At 43.0% G+C, this 17,293-nt stretch carries 13 protein-coding genes; 11 read left to right on the top strand and 2 right to left on the bottom strand.

The genetic code is table 11. The annotated features are described in order from the left end of the window. Nucleotides 1-43: 43 nt before the first annotated feature. Nucleotides 44-931, bottom strand: a complete 888-nt coding sequence (gene hslO, locus D6853_RS14215; protein ID WP_120658669.1) for an Hsp33 family molecular chaperone HslO — start codon at nt 929-931, stop codon at nt 44-46. A gap of 435 nt (nt 932-1,366) precedes the next feature. Here hslO and D6853_RS14210 point away from each other — a divergent pair, with 435 nt between their 5' ends. The 4 genes from D6853_RS14210 (at nt 1,367) to alr (ending at nt 5,501) form a co-directional block, all read left to right on the top strand. Beyond that, on the top strand, nt 1,367-2,023 hold the full coding sequence (locus D6853_RS14210; protein WP_120658668.1) for a redox-sensing transcriptional repressor Rex: 657 nt from the start codon (nt 1,367-1,369) through the stop codon (nt 2,021-2,023). Next, a complete protein-coding gene (locus D6853_RS14205) occupies nt 2,023-2,682 on the top strand; it encodes a hypothetical protein (protein WP_120658667.1) in 660 nt (219 codons plus the stop codon). The genes D6853_RS14210 and D6853_RS14205 overlap by 1 nt, the downstream gene beginning before the upstream one ends. 100 nt (nt 2,683-2,782) lie before the next feature. Beyond that, nucleotides 2,783-4,339 (top strand): NAD(P)H-hydrate dehydratase, encoded by a 1,557-nt coding sequence (locus D6853_RS14200; protein WP_120658666.1) that lies wholly within the window; start codon nt 2,783-2,785, stop codon nt 4,337-4,339. 1 nt (nt 4,340) lies between these two features. Then, the gene (alr, locus tag D6853_RS14195) at nt 4,341-5,501 is read left to right on the top strand and encodes an alanine racemase (protein WP_120658665.1); all 1,161 of its coding nucleotides are present in this window, start codon (nt 4,341-4,343) and stop codon (nt 5,499-5,501) included. Nucleotides 5,502-5,548: 47 nt separating this feature from the next. On the opposite strand, the gene D6853_RS14190 is transcribed toward alr, so the two are convergent. Next, the gene (locus tag D6853_RS14190) at nt 5,549-6,988 is read right to left on the bottom strand and encodes a RyR domain-containing protein (RefSeq protein WP_158588771.1); all 1,440 of its coding nucleotides are present in this window, start codon (nt 6,986-6,988) and stop codon (nt 5,549-5,551) included. A gap of 169 nt (nt 6,989-7,157) precedes the next feature. On the opposite strand from D6853_RS14190, the gene D6853_RS14185 reads away from it, so the two are divergent. The 7 genes from D6853_RS14185 to era all read left to right on the top strand — a co-directional run bounded on the left by D6853_RS14185 (nt 7,158) and on the right by era (nt 17,280). Then, nucleotides 7,158-8,303, top strand: a complete 1,146-nt coding sequence (locus D6853_RS14185; RefSeq protein WP_147367777.1) for a hypothetical protein — start codon at nt 7,158-7,160, stop codon at nt 8,301-8,303. A gap of 82 nt (nt 8,304-8,385) precedes the next feature. Further along, complete coding sequence (locus tag D6853_RS14180) at nt 8,386-9,753, top strand: hemolysin family protein (protein WP_120658662.1); 1,368 nt, start codon at nt 8,386-8,388, stop codon at nt 9,751-9,753. Between the two features lie 23 nt (nt 9,754-9,776). After that, on the top strand, nt 9,777-10,514 hold the full coding sequence (locus tag D6853_RS14175; RefSeq protein WP_120658661.1) for a YebC/PmpR family DNA-binding transcriptional regulator: 738 nt from the start codon (nt 9,777-9,779) through the stop codon (nt 10,512-10,514). A 36-nt stretch (nt 10,515-10,550) separates the two neighbouring features. Further along, nucleotides 10,551-12,407 (top strand): hypothetical protein, encoded by a 1,857-nt coding sequence (locus tag D6853_RS14170; protein ID WP_120658660.1) that lies wholly within the window; start codon nt 10,551-10,553, stop codon nt 12,405-12,407. A gap of 31 nt (nt 12,408-12,438) precedes the next feature. After that, on the top strand, nt 12,439-15,372 hold the full coding sequence (locus tag D6853_RS14165; RefSeq protein WP_120658659.1) for an insulinase family protein: 2,934 nt from the start codon (nt 12,439-12,441) through the stop codon (nt 15,370-15,372). 26 nt (nt 15,373-15,398) lie between these two features. Next, entirely contained in the window at nt 15,399-16,382 is a 984-nt protein-coding gene (locus tag D6853_RS14160) for a DUF4349 domain-containing protein (RefSeq protein WP_158588770.1), read from the top strand. Further along, a complete protein-coding gene (era, locus tag D6853_RS14155; RefSeq protein ID WP_120658657.1) occupies nt 16,372-17,280 on the top strand; it encodes a GTPase Era in 909 nt (302 codons plus the stop codon). The genes D6853_RS14160 and era overlap by 11 nt, the downstream gene beginning before the upstream one ends. Nucleotides 17,281-17,293: the final 13 nt, after the last annotated feature.

Below are 17,293 nucleotides of genomic sequence, written 5' to 3'. Positions count from 1 at the left end.
TATTATTTTGTATAGAAATAATTATAACTCAGCGGAAGAAAAATTACTTGGCACGTTGCCTTATTTTCTTAAGATCATCGGGAGAAAAAGTATACTTCTTGTTGCAGAAGTGACAGCATACATCAAAGTCTTTGTTTTCTTCGATCATCTCATCAAGCTCTTTTTTTCCGATGAGCATGAGAGCTCTTTCGACTCTGTCTTTGTCGCAGTTGCAATAAAAATTGAGATCGACCGTATCCGTGATCTCGATATCAAAGCCTTCAAGAAGAATATTAAGTAGCTCCTCAGGAGTTTTTTCCGCCTTTAAGATATCAGTTACGGAAGTAAACTTCTTTAAGTTTTCTTCAAGTTGATCTATCGTCGCATCGTCTGCAAAGGGCAGAAGCTGAATGATAAAGCCGCCTGCCGCGATAACCGATAAATTTTCTCTTTCTACCAGAACGCCGAGTCCGACCGATGAAGGTGTCTGTTCGGATTTGGAAAAATAGTATGTGAAGTCCTCTGCGACCTCGCCTGAATAAAGAGGTACCTGGCCTACATAAGGCTCTTTTAACCCCATATCTCTTATGACTGTCATTGTGCCTTCGCCAAATCCTCCTCCGACATTGAGATGTCCCGAAGCGTTAGGCTCCATTATTACAAGAGGGTTGATGACATAACCCTTGACGTTTCCGTGTCTGTCAGCCGTTGCGAGAGCGCCTTTCATAGGACCGTCGCCGTCTATCTTGACTGTGATGAGATCGTCGTCATTGTCCATCATCGTACCCATCATAACGGTTCCTGTCATGAGTCTTCCAAGCGCTGCGGCCGCGATAGGAGACAAGCCGTGAACTTTTCTTGCATACTCCGCAAGGTCTTTGGTTGTGGCGGCAAAAGCTCTGATCTGCGCATTTGCTGCGGTAGCTCTTACCATATAATCCTTATAAGACATAAATAAACCTCTTTCTGATTTCGTGTTGTACCTCAATATGATAATGGTTTTTGCCCGCTATGTAAATGTAATGTGCATTTATGTTTCTGTTTGATATAATAATATTGTATTAAAAAATATACGAGATTTGGTTTGTTGCTCTTGTTGGTATCGCAGCCGTGCTTACGATAATAAGCGGTGTTGAGATTACCAATACGTACACAAATATGGTTCAGGAAGAACTTTTGGGTAATATGACTGAAGCAATGAGCTATTTCAAACCTTAAATGTATAATAAGACACATTCATGCAGGGGCATCATCGGCGTGATGCCTCTGTTTTTTTCGTTATTTTCGTTTGACATAGATTTAACGCGCGGCTATAATTGACTTGTGGAATTCTTAACAATCCATTCGGATGTTGATTCCGCTTAATAATTATGAGGAGGAGCTGAATATGGCAGAAAAAGAGATTTCTCAAGCCGTCATAGGGAGACTCCCACGTTATTTCAGATATTTAGGTGACCTTAAGGAAAAGGGTGTCGAGAGGATTTCTTCTCAGGAACTCAGCGAATTAATGAAGGTTACTGCTTCCCAGATCAGGCAGGATTTTAATAATTTCGGCGGATTTGGACAGCAGGGATATGGATATAATGTCGGCTATCTTTATGATGAGATAAGTAAGATACTCGGCATCGACAAGGAGCACAGTCTTGTGATCATTGGAGCAGGGCATCTGGGTAAGGCTATTGCCGGATACACCAATTTTACCAGAAGAGGTTTTGTATTTAAGGGCGCTTTTGACAGAGATCCGTCGCTTTTCGGAACCAAGATAAGAGATGTTGAGGTTCGCCCGATAGATGAGGTCGAGGATTTTGTCCGTAAGAACAAGATTGAAATAGCCGTACTGACGATTCCAAAGGACCAGGCCGTGCCTATGGCACACAGACTTTCCGAGTGTGGGATCAAGGCTATATGGAACTTCGCGCACGTAGATCTCGAGGTTCCGAGCTCTATACAGGTTGAGAACGTACATTTATCTGACAGTTTGATGAAACTATCGTATAATATTAACAGATACGAACAAACATTAAACCCGGGTGAGAAAAAGTAATGGCAAAAGACAATAAAGTCTATATGTCTGCGCTTGAAGGGAAGAAAATTCCCATTCTGACGCTTGATAACAAATGGCATCAGCTTTTTACACAGACGGAAATGTCGCCTGAGATCAAAGAGCTGGCGGATCAACTGAATGCACTGGTCGAGAGGGATTCCAAGCTTCGAGGAGAGACCAAGGATATCAAGAAGCTCAAGAAGAAGCTTCTTGGTGAGATCGTCCCGCTTCGCGATAAGGCCGGTAAGAGTGACAATCCCGCTATCGAGAAAGAGATACAGGATAGAACAAGGCTTATCTCTGAGTGCAATGACAGGATTGATTCTTATAGCGAAGAGCTGACAGAGCTATCCAGAGAAATTTACGACGTGGATTATAAGCTTATGGTCGAGACCATGAATGTCTGCTATGAGAGGCTTCACGACAATACCGAGTACATCCTTGAGCTTGATGACTGGGTATCCAAAGTGAGAGTTGAACTCAAGAAGAATATAATCCATATGCAGGAAGCGGAGATGGAGAATTACAATCTCTATTCCTACATGCATCAGATATTTGGACCTGAAGTTATGGAGATATTTGATCTCAAATACGATCCCAACAGAAGGCATCCCATCAGAAGACCGAGAAGTGCGCAGGATGGAGAATTTGTTGAATAAGTAAGATTAGAAGGCTGCCCTCGGGCAGCCTTTTGCGCATAATATGATCTTATAAGGAAACAGTAAAGGAAAGAAAAAACGCAAAAAGGGGAAAACTACTATGAGATATGCAGTAACAAGCAGCGAGATGAAGCAGTACGACAGAAACACATCGCAGATTTTCGGCGTCCAGACCGAGATCCTTATGGAAAGGGCGTCACTTTCGGTGTGCGATGAGATAGACAGATACGCTGAGGAAAGAAAGATCACAAGAAAACGCAGGGCACTCGTATTTGCCGGAGTCGGTAACAATGGCGGAGACGGAGCGTGTATCGCAAGGCTTCTTAAGCAAAGAGGCTATCTTGTAAATCTGTGCGTTATCGGTGATCCGACCAAATGCAGCGACCTTCTTTTGATGCAGCTTAAGATCTGCGGAAGCTACGGAATAACCACTGACACTTTTTCCAATATAAGAGACAACAAAAGCGTTGCCGAATGGGATATCATAGTAGATGCAATGTTCGGTATAGGCCTATCAAGGAATATTACAGGCACTTTTGAGGATGCCATTAACTACATCAATGATTGCAAAAAAGAGAGACTTGATGACATGTTCGTTGTTTCGGTAGATATTCCTTCGGGAATAAACGCTGACAACGGCAAAGTTATGGGCTGTGCCGTGATGGCTGATTCTACCGTGACTTTCAATCAGGTGAAAATAGGACATCTGTTGTATCCGGGATGCGAATATACGGGCAAACTTCTTGTTAAAGACGCCGGGATCACTGATGAGAGCTTTTTGACCAAAGAACCGACATTCTTTTGGTATGACGATGAAGTGAAGGATATTTTACCTGAGAGGAAAAAAGATTCCAATAAGGGTACAAACGGAAAAGTCCTCGTTATTGCAGGCTCCAAGACAATAAGCGGAGCATGTATTTTGGCGGCGGGGGCTTGCCTTAAATCGGGAGCAGGTATGGTGATGGTATTTACGGCGGCCGAAAACGCCGATGCCGTGAAGACTCTTTTGCCCGAAGCTCTTCTTAACACTTATGAGGACTTCGAGCCGATATTACCCAAATTATCTGAAGCTATGAAATGGTCATCCTGTGCGATAATTGGACCCGGAATAGGAACGGACGGCAAGGGTATTGAGCTTGTAAGGACACTGTTTGAAAATTACGACAAGGATATTGTTGCGGATGCGGATGCGCTCAATATAATAGCTGATGACAAGAACTTAAGGGGGCTTGTTTCCAACTATGCGGCTGGAGGTAAGAAGCTCATAATAACGCCGCATCTTGGCGAATTTGCAAGGCTTTACAATACAAGCGTAGCCGATTGCAAGGAGCATCTTCTTGAGTATCCCAAGGAGCTTGCCAATGAGCTTCACTGCACGGTTATTTGCAAGGATGCGCGCAGCATCGTAAGTGACAGCAATGCGAAAAAGATTTATATTAATATGAGCGGCAATGACGGAATGGCCACGGCAGGGAGCGGAGACGTGCTTACTGGCGTTTTAGGTGCACTTTTAGGCTATGAGCTTACCGGATTTGAAGCGGCATGCCTTGGCGCTTACATTCACGGAGCAGCCGGCAATATCGCGGCCGGAAAGCACGGAAAGCTGTCAATGACCGCGACGGATATAGTTGATGAATTGGAGGATATCCTGAAATAAAATGCAGAACGAGTTTTTGAGAGTTTGCGCCAAGATCGATCTTTCGGCGGTGGAATATAACCTTGATTCCATGCGCGCCAATATACCTGAGGGTACCAAGATCATGGCGGTTATTAAGACAGATGCATATGGACACGGAAGTGTGGAGATCGCGAAGGACCTCGAAACAAAAGATTATATCTGGGGATATGCGACAGCTACCGCTGAAGAGGCGTTTGAGCTTAGAGATAACGGCATAAATAAGCCAATTCTCATTCTCGGATACACTTTTCCCTATGCTTACGAGAGAATGCTAAGAGAGGGGATCAGACCCACTGTTTTCAGAGCTGATATGGTAAAAGAGCTTTCGCAGTGCGCTGACAAGCTTCTTAAAGAAGGTTCGTTAAATGAGCCTGCGCCCATACATATAGCGGTCGACACAGGAATGTCCAGAATAGGAATACATCCGGATGATACAGGAATCTCTTTTGTTCTGGAAACGGAAAAAGAGAAGTCTTTAAAGATAGAAGGCATCTTTACTCATTTTGCGAGAGCGGATGAGAAGGATCTTACCAATGTAAAAGAAAGAGAGCTCGTGTTTGCGGGTTTTGTAAGTGATGCCGAAGAGAAGCTCGGACGAAAGATCGAGCTTCATCACTGCGCGAATTCCGCAAGTATAATAGCCGTTCCCGAGTCTTCTATGGATATGGTAAGAGCCGGCGTTACTATGTACGGAATGTGGCCTTCTGAAGAAGTGCCTAAGGATATTGTGGATCTTAAGCCTGTTATGGAGCTTATAAGTCATATAGTCATGATAAAAGAGGTTGCTGCGGGAACGCCCGTAAGCTATGGCGGAACGCATGTCTGCGATAAGAATACAAGGATTGCGACGATTCCCGTTGGCTACGGCGACGGTTATCCAAGGAGCCTTTCAAGCAAAGGGTACGTTCTTATACGAGGAATGCGAGCTCAGATTCTTGGAAGAGTCTGTATGGATCAGTTTATGGTCGATGTAACGGATATCCCCGAAGCAAAAGAGGGCGATGAGGTAATTCTCCTTGGAAAAGACAAAACGAGCGGAGAGGAGATATCCGCTGAGCTTTTGGGAGAAATGAGCGGAAGATTTAACTACGAGCTTACATGCGATATTAATAAGCGTGTGCCCAGAAAATTTGTAAGATAATAATAAACGCCGATGGTTAAGCCATCGGCGCATTTTATTGAAAATATTTAAATGAGTCTTTCAATATCTTTTTTTATCAAGGCATCATAGATGCCGTCTTTTTCTTTTTCCGACCGGGCAAGCTGCTCGTAAGGAACGAGAAGATTATGGCGTCTTCGCTCGTTATCTCTTTTTTCAGCGTAAGACCAGTGATTTATAAAGTGGAAGCGACTCCATCTGATATGCTCGATCTTGAGTGCGTCTTCGTCCTCGTCCGAGAGAATACCGTCTTCTTTTAATTTCATTTCTATCCAGTAATGATCGGCTCTGGCGATACTTGAGCTCTTTTTAAATCCGCTGAGTTTTTTCCACTCGTTTTCCATCTCATTTTTATAGTCGGAAGGTGCGGTTCTTTCGGAATATCTGAGGGAGTAGTCGTAGTTGAAGAGCTTGCCCTGAAGATACAGACTCTCGTTTTTAACGCTTTCTTCCGTAAGAAGATCGTCAAGAGCTCCGAAGGTAATGATCTTGTCAGAATCGTAGATATCTTCGTAGCTTGTTTCTTCTTTGAAATAGCAATGAATCTCTGCAGTCGGATTGACATAGAGGATCATCTGTATCATGTCGATGCTGTTGTTTTCGTGGCAGTAGATCACTCTGTCTATGTTCCTGAAGGAATCGCATGATTCAAACGGGCTTTCCTTATGGATTATGATCTTATCATTGTTTTCAGTCGGGAGATTACCGATGAAGGTAGCCTTGGCGCCCGTGAGTCCCCAGATATGATATTCAAAAGACTGTTCCAAAGTATAAAGGTTGTTGAGATAACCGTATTTAAAGATTGCTTCGGCAACATCATTTTCACCTATTATCGCGATCTTAAAGCTGTCGCGTTTGTGGTCGTACAGATTGTATTTTTTCCAGTAATCTCGCGCCAGAAGCTCGTTTGTATTAAAGAAGTGAAGATCGGCTTCGGATGTGTCTGTTGCCTTAAGGAGCGTGGAATCAAGCTCGGACATCATCATGTATACTTTTTGATCTTTTAATCTTGTCTCGTTCTGGCTGTAAAATGTGATATTCTTGGCATCGTCTTCAAACATCACGATGTGGTTTTTTACCTTCTCGGGACGGGAGTCATTTTTCGTAGCGTATCCGTGTTTTAAAGACGAAGCAAGGGCGTAGCCAAGGTCATTGTCTGTGTATACAACCGTTGAGTCTTTTCGTAATCTGATAAAAAAGTGTTCGATCTTGGCGTAAGCGTATTTCAGGACGCTTAAGATGATGCTTGCGGTAACGATCACGGATGTGATCTCACCGAATAATATAAAAGCATTAACGTCTTCGGATACGGGATTTACAAAGTAGACGGCGATCGCTGCATATACGAATTCCCAAAACGAGAATTTACCTGTTATATAGTAGCCGTAGCAGGATACGAAAAACGGTATCAGTGCTGCAAAATAGATAAGTGCGCGGTGCCTTTTGAAGAATTTCTTGATTATCCCCATTTTATTAAAGTCTCCTCTTTTCATGTCATATGCGTTATTTCGATAGATAAACATTATCATTTATAAGTGATTGTGTCGAGTACCAAGGCTAAATATGTTGCTCGACACGGGGCTTTATTTCGTATAAAATTTGAGAAGAAATGTTTTGCAAGGGAGCAGAGTATATCTGATGATTTCGTTATTGTCGATGGCGGCGGGAACTGTCGCAGGTCTTTTTATATCGGTGTTAAAAGCTGTTTTTTCCATGCTTTCATGGTTTTTGGGGCTTATACTTAAGCTGTTTAAATTTTTGGTTTGTCTTTTGCCCGTAACGGCTGTATGCGTGGCGCTTCTTTTTGTTCTCAACTTATTTATTCTGGTGACCGGAAACATAGGTGGGCTTATAAGCATTACCGAAAGCAGTTCGGCAAGTGAGGGTATCAAGCACGAAGCGGAGAAGCTTTTGATAATCGGAAGCAAGAATGTCATGGATACTTATATTAACGTCAAGACGTGGTGGATGAGCGAGGTCTATCCGTTTAAGGGTTCTGTGGCTTTCTTTTTCCTGATCCTATTTACTGTTATTATGTTGATTCCCGTTGCGACGGTTCTTCTTATGATCACGGTTTTTGAATCATACGGAATTGTGTTGTTTATTGCCGTGGCGATAGATGCTGTAATCTACGTGCTTAGGGCTATCCTCGGAAAATCTTTTACCGAGCAGTTTATGGGACGCTATTACAAGATGTTCCCTGAATCAGGCAAAAAACATTACGAGAAGAAGTATGCCAATTGGCTTAAAAAGGGCGGCTACGAAGAGGCTGCCAATGCAGAAGGAAAAAAACGCAGGACCGCTGACGAGTTCTACGGAGAAGATTACGAGGATGAAGAAGACTTGGACGGAGATGACTATGAAGACAGTGAGCGCGACTATTTTCGCGGAAAGCATGGTCGCAGAAGAGATCGCCGCAGATATGACAGATATAACGATGATGAATACGGTGTAGATGAATATGATGAAGAGTATGAGGAAGAAGATCCCGAGTACTATGATGAGGAAGATTACGAGGATGATGAATATAACGAAGATTATATAGAGGATCATTCTCGCCGAGGAAGATATTCCGAGAATGATTCGCAAAGTGCATCCTCCGGTGCACGGCAGACCGTGAACGTCGGATCCTTCAATTTCTTTGCCGGCTGCAACAGTAAAGAGAGCGTAGAGCGCAAGTACAAGAGTCTCGTAAAGCTCTATCATCCCGACAACATGGACGGTGATACCGCGGCACTCCAAGAGATAAACGTTCAATATACCGAAGCGAAGAAGCGTTTTTGAACAACTGACAAAAATATGATATATTTTAATTTGGTACTTTCCGTGGTTTTCGGGAGATTTTTATATTATAGGAGGACGGACTATGGACGAAGGCTTGCCTTCTGTCAGTATTTTTTTGTTTTTCATAATTCTTTTGGCGGATATCTTTGTTCACGGCTTTTGTGTGGCAATAGCGCATGTCAAAGAAGATGATGTTGAAAAAGACAATCAAGAGAAAAAGAGCATAATGAAAAGCGGAATCTTGCGTCTTTTGGAAAACCCCAAGAGACATATGTTTGATGAAGCGATTCAGCTCGTTTGCATGCTTGTAAATATGCTGCTCGGCGCCGTTGTTGTGACGGGAATAGCCAAGTACCTTATATACCTTTTCGGTTTTAAAGACAATTTATGCATGAGCGCAATTGTATGGTTTGTAACATGCTTTGTTATCGTGTTTTTTATCATGTGCTTTGGAATAGCTATTCCTGCAAGGCTTGCCGGCAGGAAGGCAAAGGGATGGGCGTATGCATGCTATTATCCCGTTAAGTTCCTGCAGATTGTCTTTTACCCGTTTGTTCTTCTGATTCACGGTTTTTCCGGTGCGGTTCTTTATCTCTTTGGAGTAAGAGGAGACGAGAATCTTGACGATGTGACCGAAGAAGAGATCAAGTCAATGGTTTCCGAAGGTCAGGAACAGGGCGTGCTTCAGGAGACTGAGGCCGACATGATCAGTAATATCTTTGAGTTTTCGGATAAAGAGGCTCAGGATATCATGACCAACAGAAACGCAATGGTTGCAATAGATGCCAACCTTACGCTTAAACAGGCAGTCAACTTTATGATGGATACGAACAATTCAAGATTCCCCGTGTATCTTGATGACATCGATCACATCATAGGTATCATGCATATAAGAGATGCGATGAAGAAGCTCTCGGAGGAGACAGACAATGACCTTCCGATCAGGAAGATCAAGGGATTGCTTCGTCAGCCCAAGTTTGTTCCCGAGACAAGAAATATCGATTCTCTTTTCCATAACATGCAGTCTTCCAAGACGCAGATGGTCATCGTTATTGATGAGTACGGTCAGACGGCCGGTCTTGTGTCGATGGAGGATATTCTTGAAGAGATCGTGGGTAACATCCTTGATGAATACGACGAGGATGAGGATTACATCAAACCTACCAAGAATCAGGGTGAGTTCATTGTCGACGGTATGACACCGCTTGAAGTGCTTGAAAAGAAATTCGAGATGTCTTTTGAGGATACAGAATTTGAGACTCTCAACGGTTTCCTTATTTCCAAGCTCGACAGGATACCCGAAGATGACGTTGAATTCAGCGTCGATGTTGAAGGCTATAGTTTCACGATTCTTTCTGTTGAAAATCATAAGATACAGAGTGTGCTTATGAAGAAGCTCCCGAAGGAGGAGATCGCAGAGCAGGACGACGAAGTTGAAATAGCAAAATAGAATTTTTACGAAAGGAAGTTTTTATGTCAGGACATTCAAAATTTGCCAACATCAAGCATAAGAAAGAAAAGAATGATGCGGCAAAGGGAAAAATTTTCACTATCATCGGTAGAGAAATCGCGGTAGCGGTTAAGGAAGGCGGACCCGATCCAAATAATAACTTTAAGCTTGCAACCGTAATTGCCAAGGCTAAGGCCAACAACATGCCCAACGACACTATTGAGCGTGGTATCAAAAAGGCTTCCGGCGCAGAAGGCGGAGTAGATTACAAGAGCATTACATACGAAGGATACGGCCCCGGCGGAACAGCTATCATCGTTGAGGCACTTACAGATAACCAGAACAGAACAGCAGCCAACGTAAAGAGTGCATTCACAAAGGGCAACGGTAACGTTGGTACTCCCGGCTGCGTATCATACATGTTTGACAACAAGGGTCAGATCCTTATCGATAAAGAAGTTTGCAGCATGTCTTCAGACGATCTTATGATGCTTGTTCTTGACGCAGGCGCAGATGATTTCAACGAGGAAGATGACAGCTACGAGATCCTTACAACACCTGAGAATTTCCAGGCTGTAGTTGAGGCGCTCGGAAAAGAGAACATTGAGACAGCTTCTGCTGAGGTTACAATGATCCCTCAGAACTATGTTCAGGTAACTGATCCCGAGACAGTTAAGTATCTTCAGAGAATCCTTGATCTTCTTGATGAGGATGATGATGTGCAGGCTGTTTATCATAACTGGGAAGAGCCTGAAGAGTAACTGAAACTAAAATTTGCGAAAAGGGGAGTTCTGAAAATGAAATTTAAGCATAAATTGCCGGCAATAATCATCTGGGTTTTATTCGTGATCGTCAATGTACTTATGGTGGCGGGATCCGGCTTTAAATCAGGACTTTTCCCTGAAAGCAATATCATTTTATATACCGCGACATTTACTGTTCTCGGTATAGCAATTATGAATACGCTCACGTATTTCCTCGGAAATCTGAGCGATTCTCTTGAATTGTACAAACTAGACAAAAAGAAAGCGTTTGACGTAATATATACCGTGCTGATGATATGTATTGTTGTCGGTGGATTTATTACCAGATTCTTTTTGCTTGCCAATTCAAACGCAGAAATTTCCGGACAACGTTCTTTATATGAGAATGCGGTCATTGGCGGAACAAATAAGGTTCCGGACAACGGTCTTTTATCTGTTACTTTTTCTAAAATTCTGAGCGGCATCTTACTTTTTACCGGCAACAGAATGTCTATAGCGTATATTTTTTCCGCTGTTTTATCATGTATATTCATAATCCTTTCGGCAATTGCCGTTAAGCTCCTTTTGGGCAAAACAGCTTCACTAGTGTACGCCGGATTTGTGGCATTTTTGCCGCCTTTCCTTGAAAGCTTTAAAGAACTTACGCTTACGACGGATCCTCTTTTCTTGTGCATGTTTGGAATAGAGCTATTGCTTGTGGCGATCTTTCTTAGAAAAGCTTCCGATAATTCGTATACCGGCAATCTGTGTATCATCTGGTATGTAATTGTCGGAGCTGTTATAGGATTTATGGGTTATGTAGATGCGGGAACTTTTATCGCAGTGCTTCCGCTTCTTATTCCTGTACTTATTTTACGAAACAGTACCGTGGGAAAAGAGCTTGTGAGATTAATATTCGTTATTGCGGGCGCAGCAATTTCGTTCTTCCTTATGATCTTCCAGGAGGGCGGAGCGGCAGGCTTTGGAACCGTTATTGGCAAGTGGTACGGATATTTCTTCCACAACGTAAATTCATATGATGCTTTCTGGACTTTTGCGGATTTTAAGCTCATTTATTTCATAATATTTATTGTGATGTCTGGAATTATTGTTGGCTTTTGGAAAAACACCGAAGTTGACAAGGTTTCACCGATTCTTTTGTCAATAGTCATTCTTTTTGCGGCAACTCCTGTTTTGGGATCGACCAGGATGAGCGGCGCTCTTATGTTGACCGTTCTATTTGGTTTTGTTATCGCTTGCGTTGCTTCGGTTATTGCGATGGAACCAGCGGATGAAGAAGAATATGAGCCTGAGGCGCAGGCTTCACTTGGAACGGGCACAGCTGAAGTTGTAAGACCCGAGCGCGATGATGAGTCATACGAAGAGCAAGAGACTGACGTTTCTACTGAATATGATGAAGAAGTAGAAGAAGATGCTGTCGAAGAACCGGAAGAGGACGCCGACGAAGAACCGGAAGAGGACGCCGACGAAGAGCCGGAAGAGGCTGCCGACGAAGAATACGAAGAGGACGTCGACGAAGAAGCTGAAGAATACGAAGACGAGGCATCCGAGGAAGAAGAGTCTTCTGAGGATATTCCAGAAGATCGTGAATTAACACTTCCCGAAATGAGAGAAAAGATGATAGCAGAAAGAGAAGAACAGATGCAGGCAGCACCTAAGGAAGAAGAGCCTTTCTTTGTACCGGAAGGAATGGTACTTCCCAAGGAGACTGAGGCAGATTCAGACGAGATAAAGCGCGAAAGACCCAAAAAGAAGGTACCGCAGTTTGAAGGTAAGATCGCGCTCAACAGAAAAGATAAAAATGATGTAGATAATAAAGATGCATCCCGTAATACTTTCAGCGATGATTTTGATATTCAGTTGGAAGAAGGGGATGACTTCGACATATAAATAAAAAACAAATGAGGGGACGAAACCGATAATGAAGAATTTAAATGTACCTGCTTACGAGCTTGTCGAGAGCAGAAGAATAGACGATCTGAATTCGGACAGCTTCGTCTATAGACATAAGAAAACGGGCGCCAGAGTAGCTCTTTTGTCCAATGATGATGAGAATAAAGTCTTTGCAATAGGCTTTAGAACTCCGCCTAAGGACTCGACGGGAGTTGCTCACATCATAGAGCACACCGTTCTTTGCGGATCAAGGGATTTCCCTATTAAGGATCCTTTTGTTGAACTCGTTAAGGGTTCACTCAATACTTTCATCAATGCGATGACATTTCCGGATAAAACCGTATATCCCGTAGCTAGCTGCAATGATACTGATTTTCAGAATCTTATGCATGTTTATCTTGATGCGGTTTTTTATCCGAATATCTATAATACTGAAAAGATCTTCCGCCAGGAAGGTTGGCATTATGAGATGGAGGATGAGTCCTCCGAGCTTACGATAAACGGAGTTGTTTACAACGAGATGAAGGGAGCTTTTTCATCCGCGGATGATGTTTTCTCAAGAGAGATTCAGGCTTCTCTTTATCCCGATACAACATATGGAATCGAGTCGGGCGGTGACCCCGATGTGATCCCCACACTTACGTATGAGGATTATCTTGATTTCCACAGGAAGTATTATCATCCTTCCAACAGCTATATTTATCTCTATGGAAATATGGATATGGAAGAGAAGCTTAATTATATTGATAAAGCTTATCTTTCAGCTTTTGATAAGATCGAGGTTGATTCCGCTATCGGAAGACAGCCTGCCTTTGATGCGCCTAAAGAGATCAAAAAGAAATATTCAGTTCTTTCTGATGACGAGATCAGCAGAAATACTTATCTTTCATATAACTGCAGCGTCGGATCCACACTTGATAAAAAGCTTTACATTGCTTTTGACATTTTGGATTATGCGCTTTGCTCAGCACCGGGAGCGCCCATCAAGAAGGCGCTTATCGACAAAGGGATCGGACAGGATGTTTACAGTGAGTATGACAACAGTATTCAGCAGCCAATCTTTTCAATAATTGCCAAGAATGCCGACAAGGAGCAGAAGGACGAATTCGTTGAGACAATAAGAGAAGTTTTGGAAAATCAGGTCAAAAACGGAATCGATAAGAAGGCTCTTTTGGCAGGACTCAGCTACGATGAGTTTAAGTACAGAGAGGCTGATTTCGGAAGGTATCCAAAGGGTCTTTTGTATGGACTTCAGACCTTCGACAGCTGGCTTTACGATGACAATCTTCCTTGGATCAATGTTGAAGCCAATGAAACTTTTGCCGAGCTTAAGAAGGAAGTTGAGGGGCGCTATTTCGAGGAGCTTATCCAAAAATATCTTCTTGATAACACTCACAGAACCATAGTTATGCTTGAGCCCGAGCCCGGCCTTTCAGCAAAAAAGGATGAGGAGCTTAAGAAGAAGCTTTCGGATTACAAGGATTCGCTAAGCAAAGAAGAGATCGAGACAATTGTCAGAGAGACCAGGGAGCTTAAAGAGTATCAGGATACTCCCGATTCTCCGGAGGATCTTAAAAAGATTCCGCTTCTTAAGCTTGAAGACTTAAAGAAAACATCCGAACAGTTTGTTTTTGAGAAAAAGAATGAGAACGGTGTGGATGTTCTTTTCCATGATATCTTCACCAACGGAATCGACTATATAACCTTTGTTTTTGATCTTAAAAATATCGAGTCGGAGATGATTCCTTATGCGGCCACCTTGAAGAAGGTGATCGGAATGCTCGATACCAAGAATTATACATATAAAGATCTTTATAACGAGATCAATATCAGGACAGGCGGAATAAGCGGAGCTATCAGTACTTACACAGACGCCGACGATCCTACTAAGTTTAAAACGGTATTTGAAGTCAGCGTAAAAGTCCTTCACGGCAATTTAAGCTACGCTTTTGACCTGGTAAAAGAGATCATTATTAATTCTCTTTTTGATGATGAAAAGAGAATTTCCGAGATCCTTGATGAGCAGTATGCAAGAATGCAGTCAGATCTTGCATCTGCCGGACATCAGACCGCGGCAATTCGTGCAATGAGTTATGTGTCACCTGCGGCTATAGTTTCGGACAGCGTGAGCGGGATCGGCTATTTCAGACATCTGGAGAAGCTAATTGCAAAGTTCAAAACAAAGGATGGAGCGAAAGAAATTACCGGTACGCTTAAAGAGCTTACCAAGGCTATTTTCAGACCCGAAAATCTTCTTGTCGATGTAACGGGAACAAAGGCCGAATACGAGGGTGTTCCGGAGCAGAGCAAGAAGTTTGCGGACAGTCTTATTACGGAAGCTTATGATAAAAAAGAGCTTGTGTTTAAGCCTGTTAAGAAGAATGAGGCGTTTAAGACTGCAGGGCAGGTTCAGTATGTGTGCCGCGCAGGTAACTTTGCGACCAAGGGACTTGTATATAACGGTGCACTCAGAGTTCTCAAGGTAATGATGGGGTATGATTATCTTTGGAAGAACATCAGAGTTTTGGGAGGCGCCTACGGCTGCATGAGCAGCTACGCCAAGAACGGCGACGCCGCATTTGTGACTTACAGAGATCCCAATCTCGACAACAGTATCAAGGTATTTGAAAATGCTTCCGAGTATCTTCGAAACTTTGATGAGGATGACAGAGTTATCCTTCAGTATATAATAGGTGCGATATCGGATCTTGATACGCCCAAGACTCCTTCAGGAAAGGGTACGTACGGGCTTACAGCTTATATGTGCAATGCCAAGATGGAGAATATTCAAAGGAACAGAGATCAGCTTCTTGGAACGACCAAGGAGACGATAAGAGGTCTTGCCGAATATGTCGATGCGTTTATGGCGGACGAGTGCCTGTGCGTTATCGGTGCAGCGGATAAGATTGAAAAGAGTAAGAAACTGTTTGATAATATCGAGCAACTTGTAAACAAGGGATGATTTATTATTCCACGGGGGAATTGATCATGAAAAAAAGAGTTGGTATTGTTTTAGCTTGTTTAATGTCTTTTGCAATTGTGATATCGGGATGCGGAAGTTCAAGCAGCGGTAACACTCAGTATTTTGCCGGCAAGAATGCGGCCCCCGAAGAAGCGGGTGGCGTTTACGAGATGGCTGAAGCGGACAGCAATGAGCAGAGCGCCGATTACGGCGAAGGCTCGGAGCCTTCGGGACAGGTATCGGATCCGACTCGTAAACTCATTACTACAGTGAATATTTCTGCTGAATCGGAGAATCTTGATGATACTATAACCAAGATAACGGCTAGGGTAACAGAGCTTGGCGGATACGTGGAATCAAGCAATATATACAACGGAAGCAGATATTCTTCGGGACAGATAGTCAGAACAGCTAATTACACGATAAGAATTCCCGCGGATAAGCTTAACGGCTTTATTGAGACTGTTGAGACCGCATCCAACATCACAAGTAAATCTTCCAATGTAGAAGACGTTACTTTGAGCTATGTGGATCTTGAGAGCAGGAAAAATGCTCTTAAGGCAGAGGAAAAGAGCCTTCTTGCAATTCTTGAATCTGCTGAAAAGATCGAAGATATTATTGCTGTTCAGGACAAGCTTTCCGATGTAAGATATCAGCTCGAGAGCATTGAGTCACAGCTTCGTACTTATGACAATAAAGTAAATTACAGTACGGTTTATTTGGGCATAGAGGAAGTAGCCAAGTACTCACCCACAGAGGAAAAGGGCGCGTTTGAGAGAATGGGCGAAGGCTTTATGGAGAGCTTACGCTCAATAGGAATCGGACTTAAAGAATTCTTTATCTGGTTCGTTATCCATATTCCTCAGCTCTTGCTCCTTGCGATCGTTGCATTTATAGTTGTATTTATTATTAAACGCAGTAATAAGAAGAATCCGGCAAAGAGAAATGCAGCATTGAAGCAGCAGGATAATAAACCTCAGGATAATACAGAAGGTAAAGATGGAAAATAATTTCAAGACAGGTTTTGTGACACTTATAGGTCGTCCCAATGTCGGTAAGTCGACTCTCATGAATCAACTTATCGGGCAGAAAATAGCGATCACCTCAAGTAAGCCACAGACCACCAGAAACAGAATAATGACCGTATACACGGACGATGAATGTCAGATGATCTTTCTTGACACACCGGGTATTCATGAGAGCAAAAACAAGCTCGGTGAGTACATGACTAAGGTCGCCAAGAGCACTCTTGATGAAGTCGACGTTGTACTTTGGCTTGTTGAGCCGAGCACCTTTATAGGCGCCGGTGAGAAAGGAATCATCGAAGAGCTTAAAGCTTGCAAGAAGCCGGTTATCCTTGTTATCAACAAGATAGATACGGTCGATAAAGAGAACCTTTCCAAGTTTGAGGATGCATACAGAAGTCATATGGACTTTGCCAAAGTTGTTCATACTGCGGCACTTCGCAGGATCAATATAGACGAAGTTATGAATGCGATAAAAGAGTTTTTGCCTGTCGGACCTCCTTTCTACGATGAGGATACTCTGACCGATCAGCCAGAGAGAAATATCGTGGCCGAGATCATCAGGGAAAAGGCACTGAGACTCATGAAGGATGAAGTTCCACACGGCATCGCCGTTACAATAGAAAGAATGCGCGAAAGAGAAGACAAAGAGCTCATGGATATCGAAGCAACGATCATCTGCGAGAGGGATTCTCACAAGGGCATCGTCATAGGAAAAGGCGGATCGATGCTTAAGAAGATAGGCAGCACGGCAAGACGCGATATAGAAGAACTTGTCGGAATGAAGGTCAATCTTCAGCTCTGGGTCAAGGTAAGAAAAGACTGGCGTGATGACAAGACTCAGCTTAAGAGCTTTGGCTATGACGTCAAAAACTATAAGTAACACTGGATTAGTA

The sequence above is a fragment of the Butyrivibrio sp. X503 genome, assembly GCF_003625475.1.
GTDB lineage: Bacteria > Bacillota > Clostridia > Lachnospirales > Lachnospiraceae > Butyrivibrio.
Note: the sequence above shows the minus strand (reverse complement) of the source record. Positions and strands in the feature narration are given on the sequence as shown.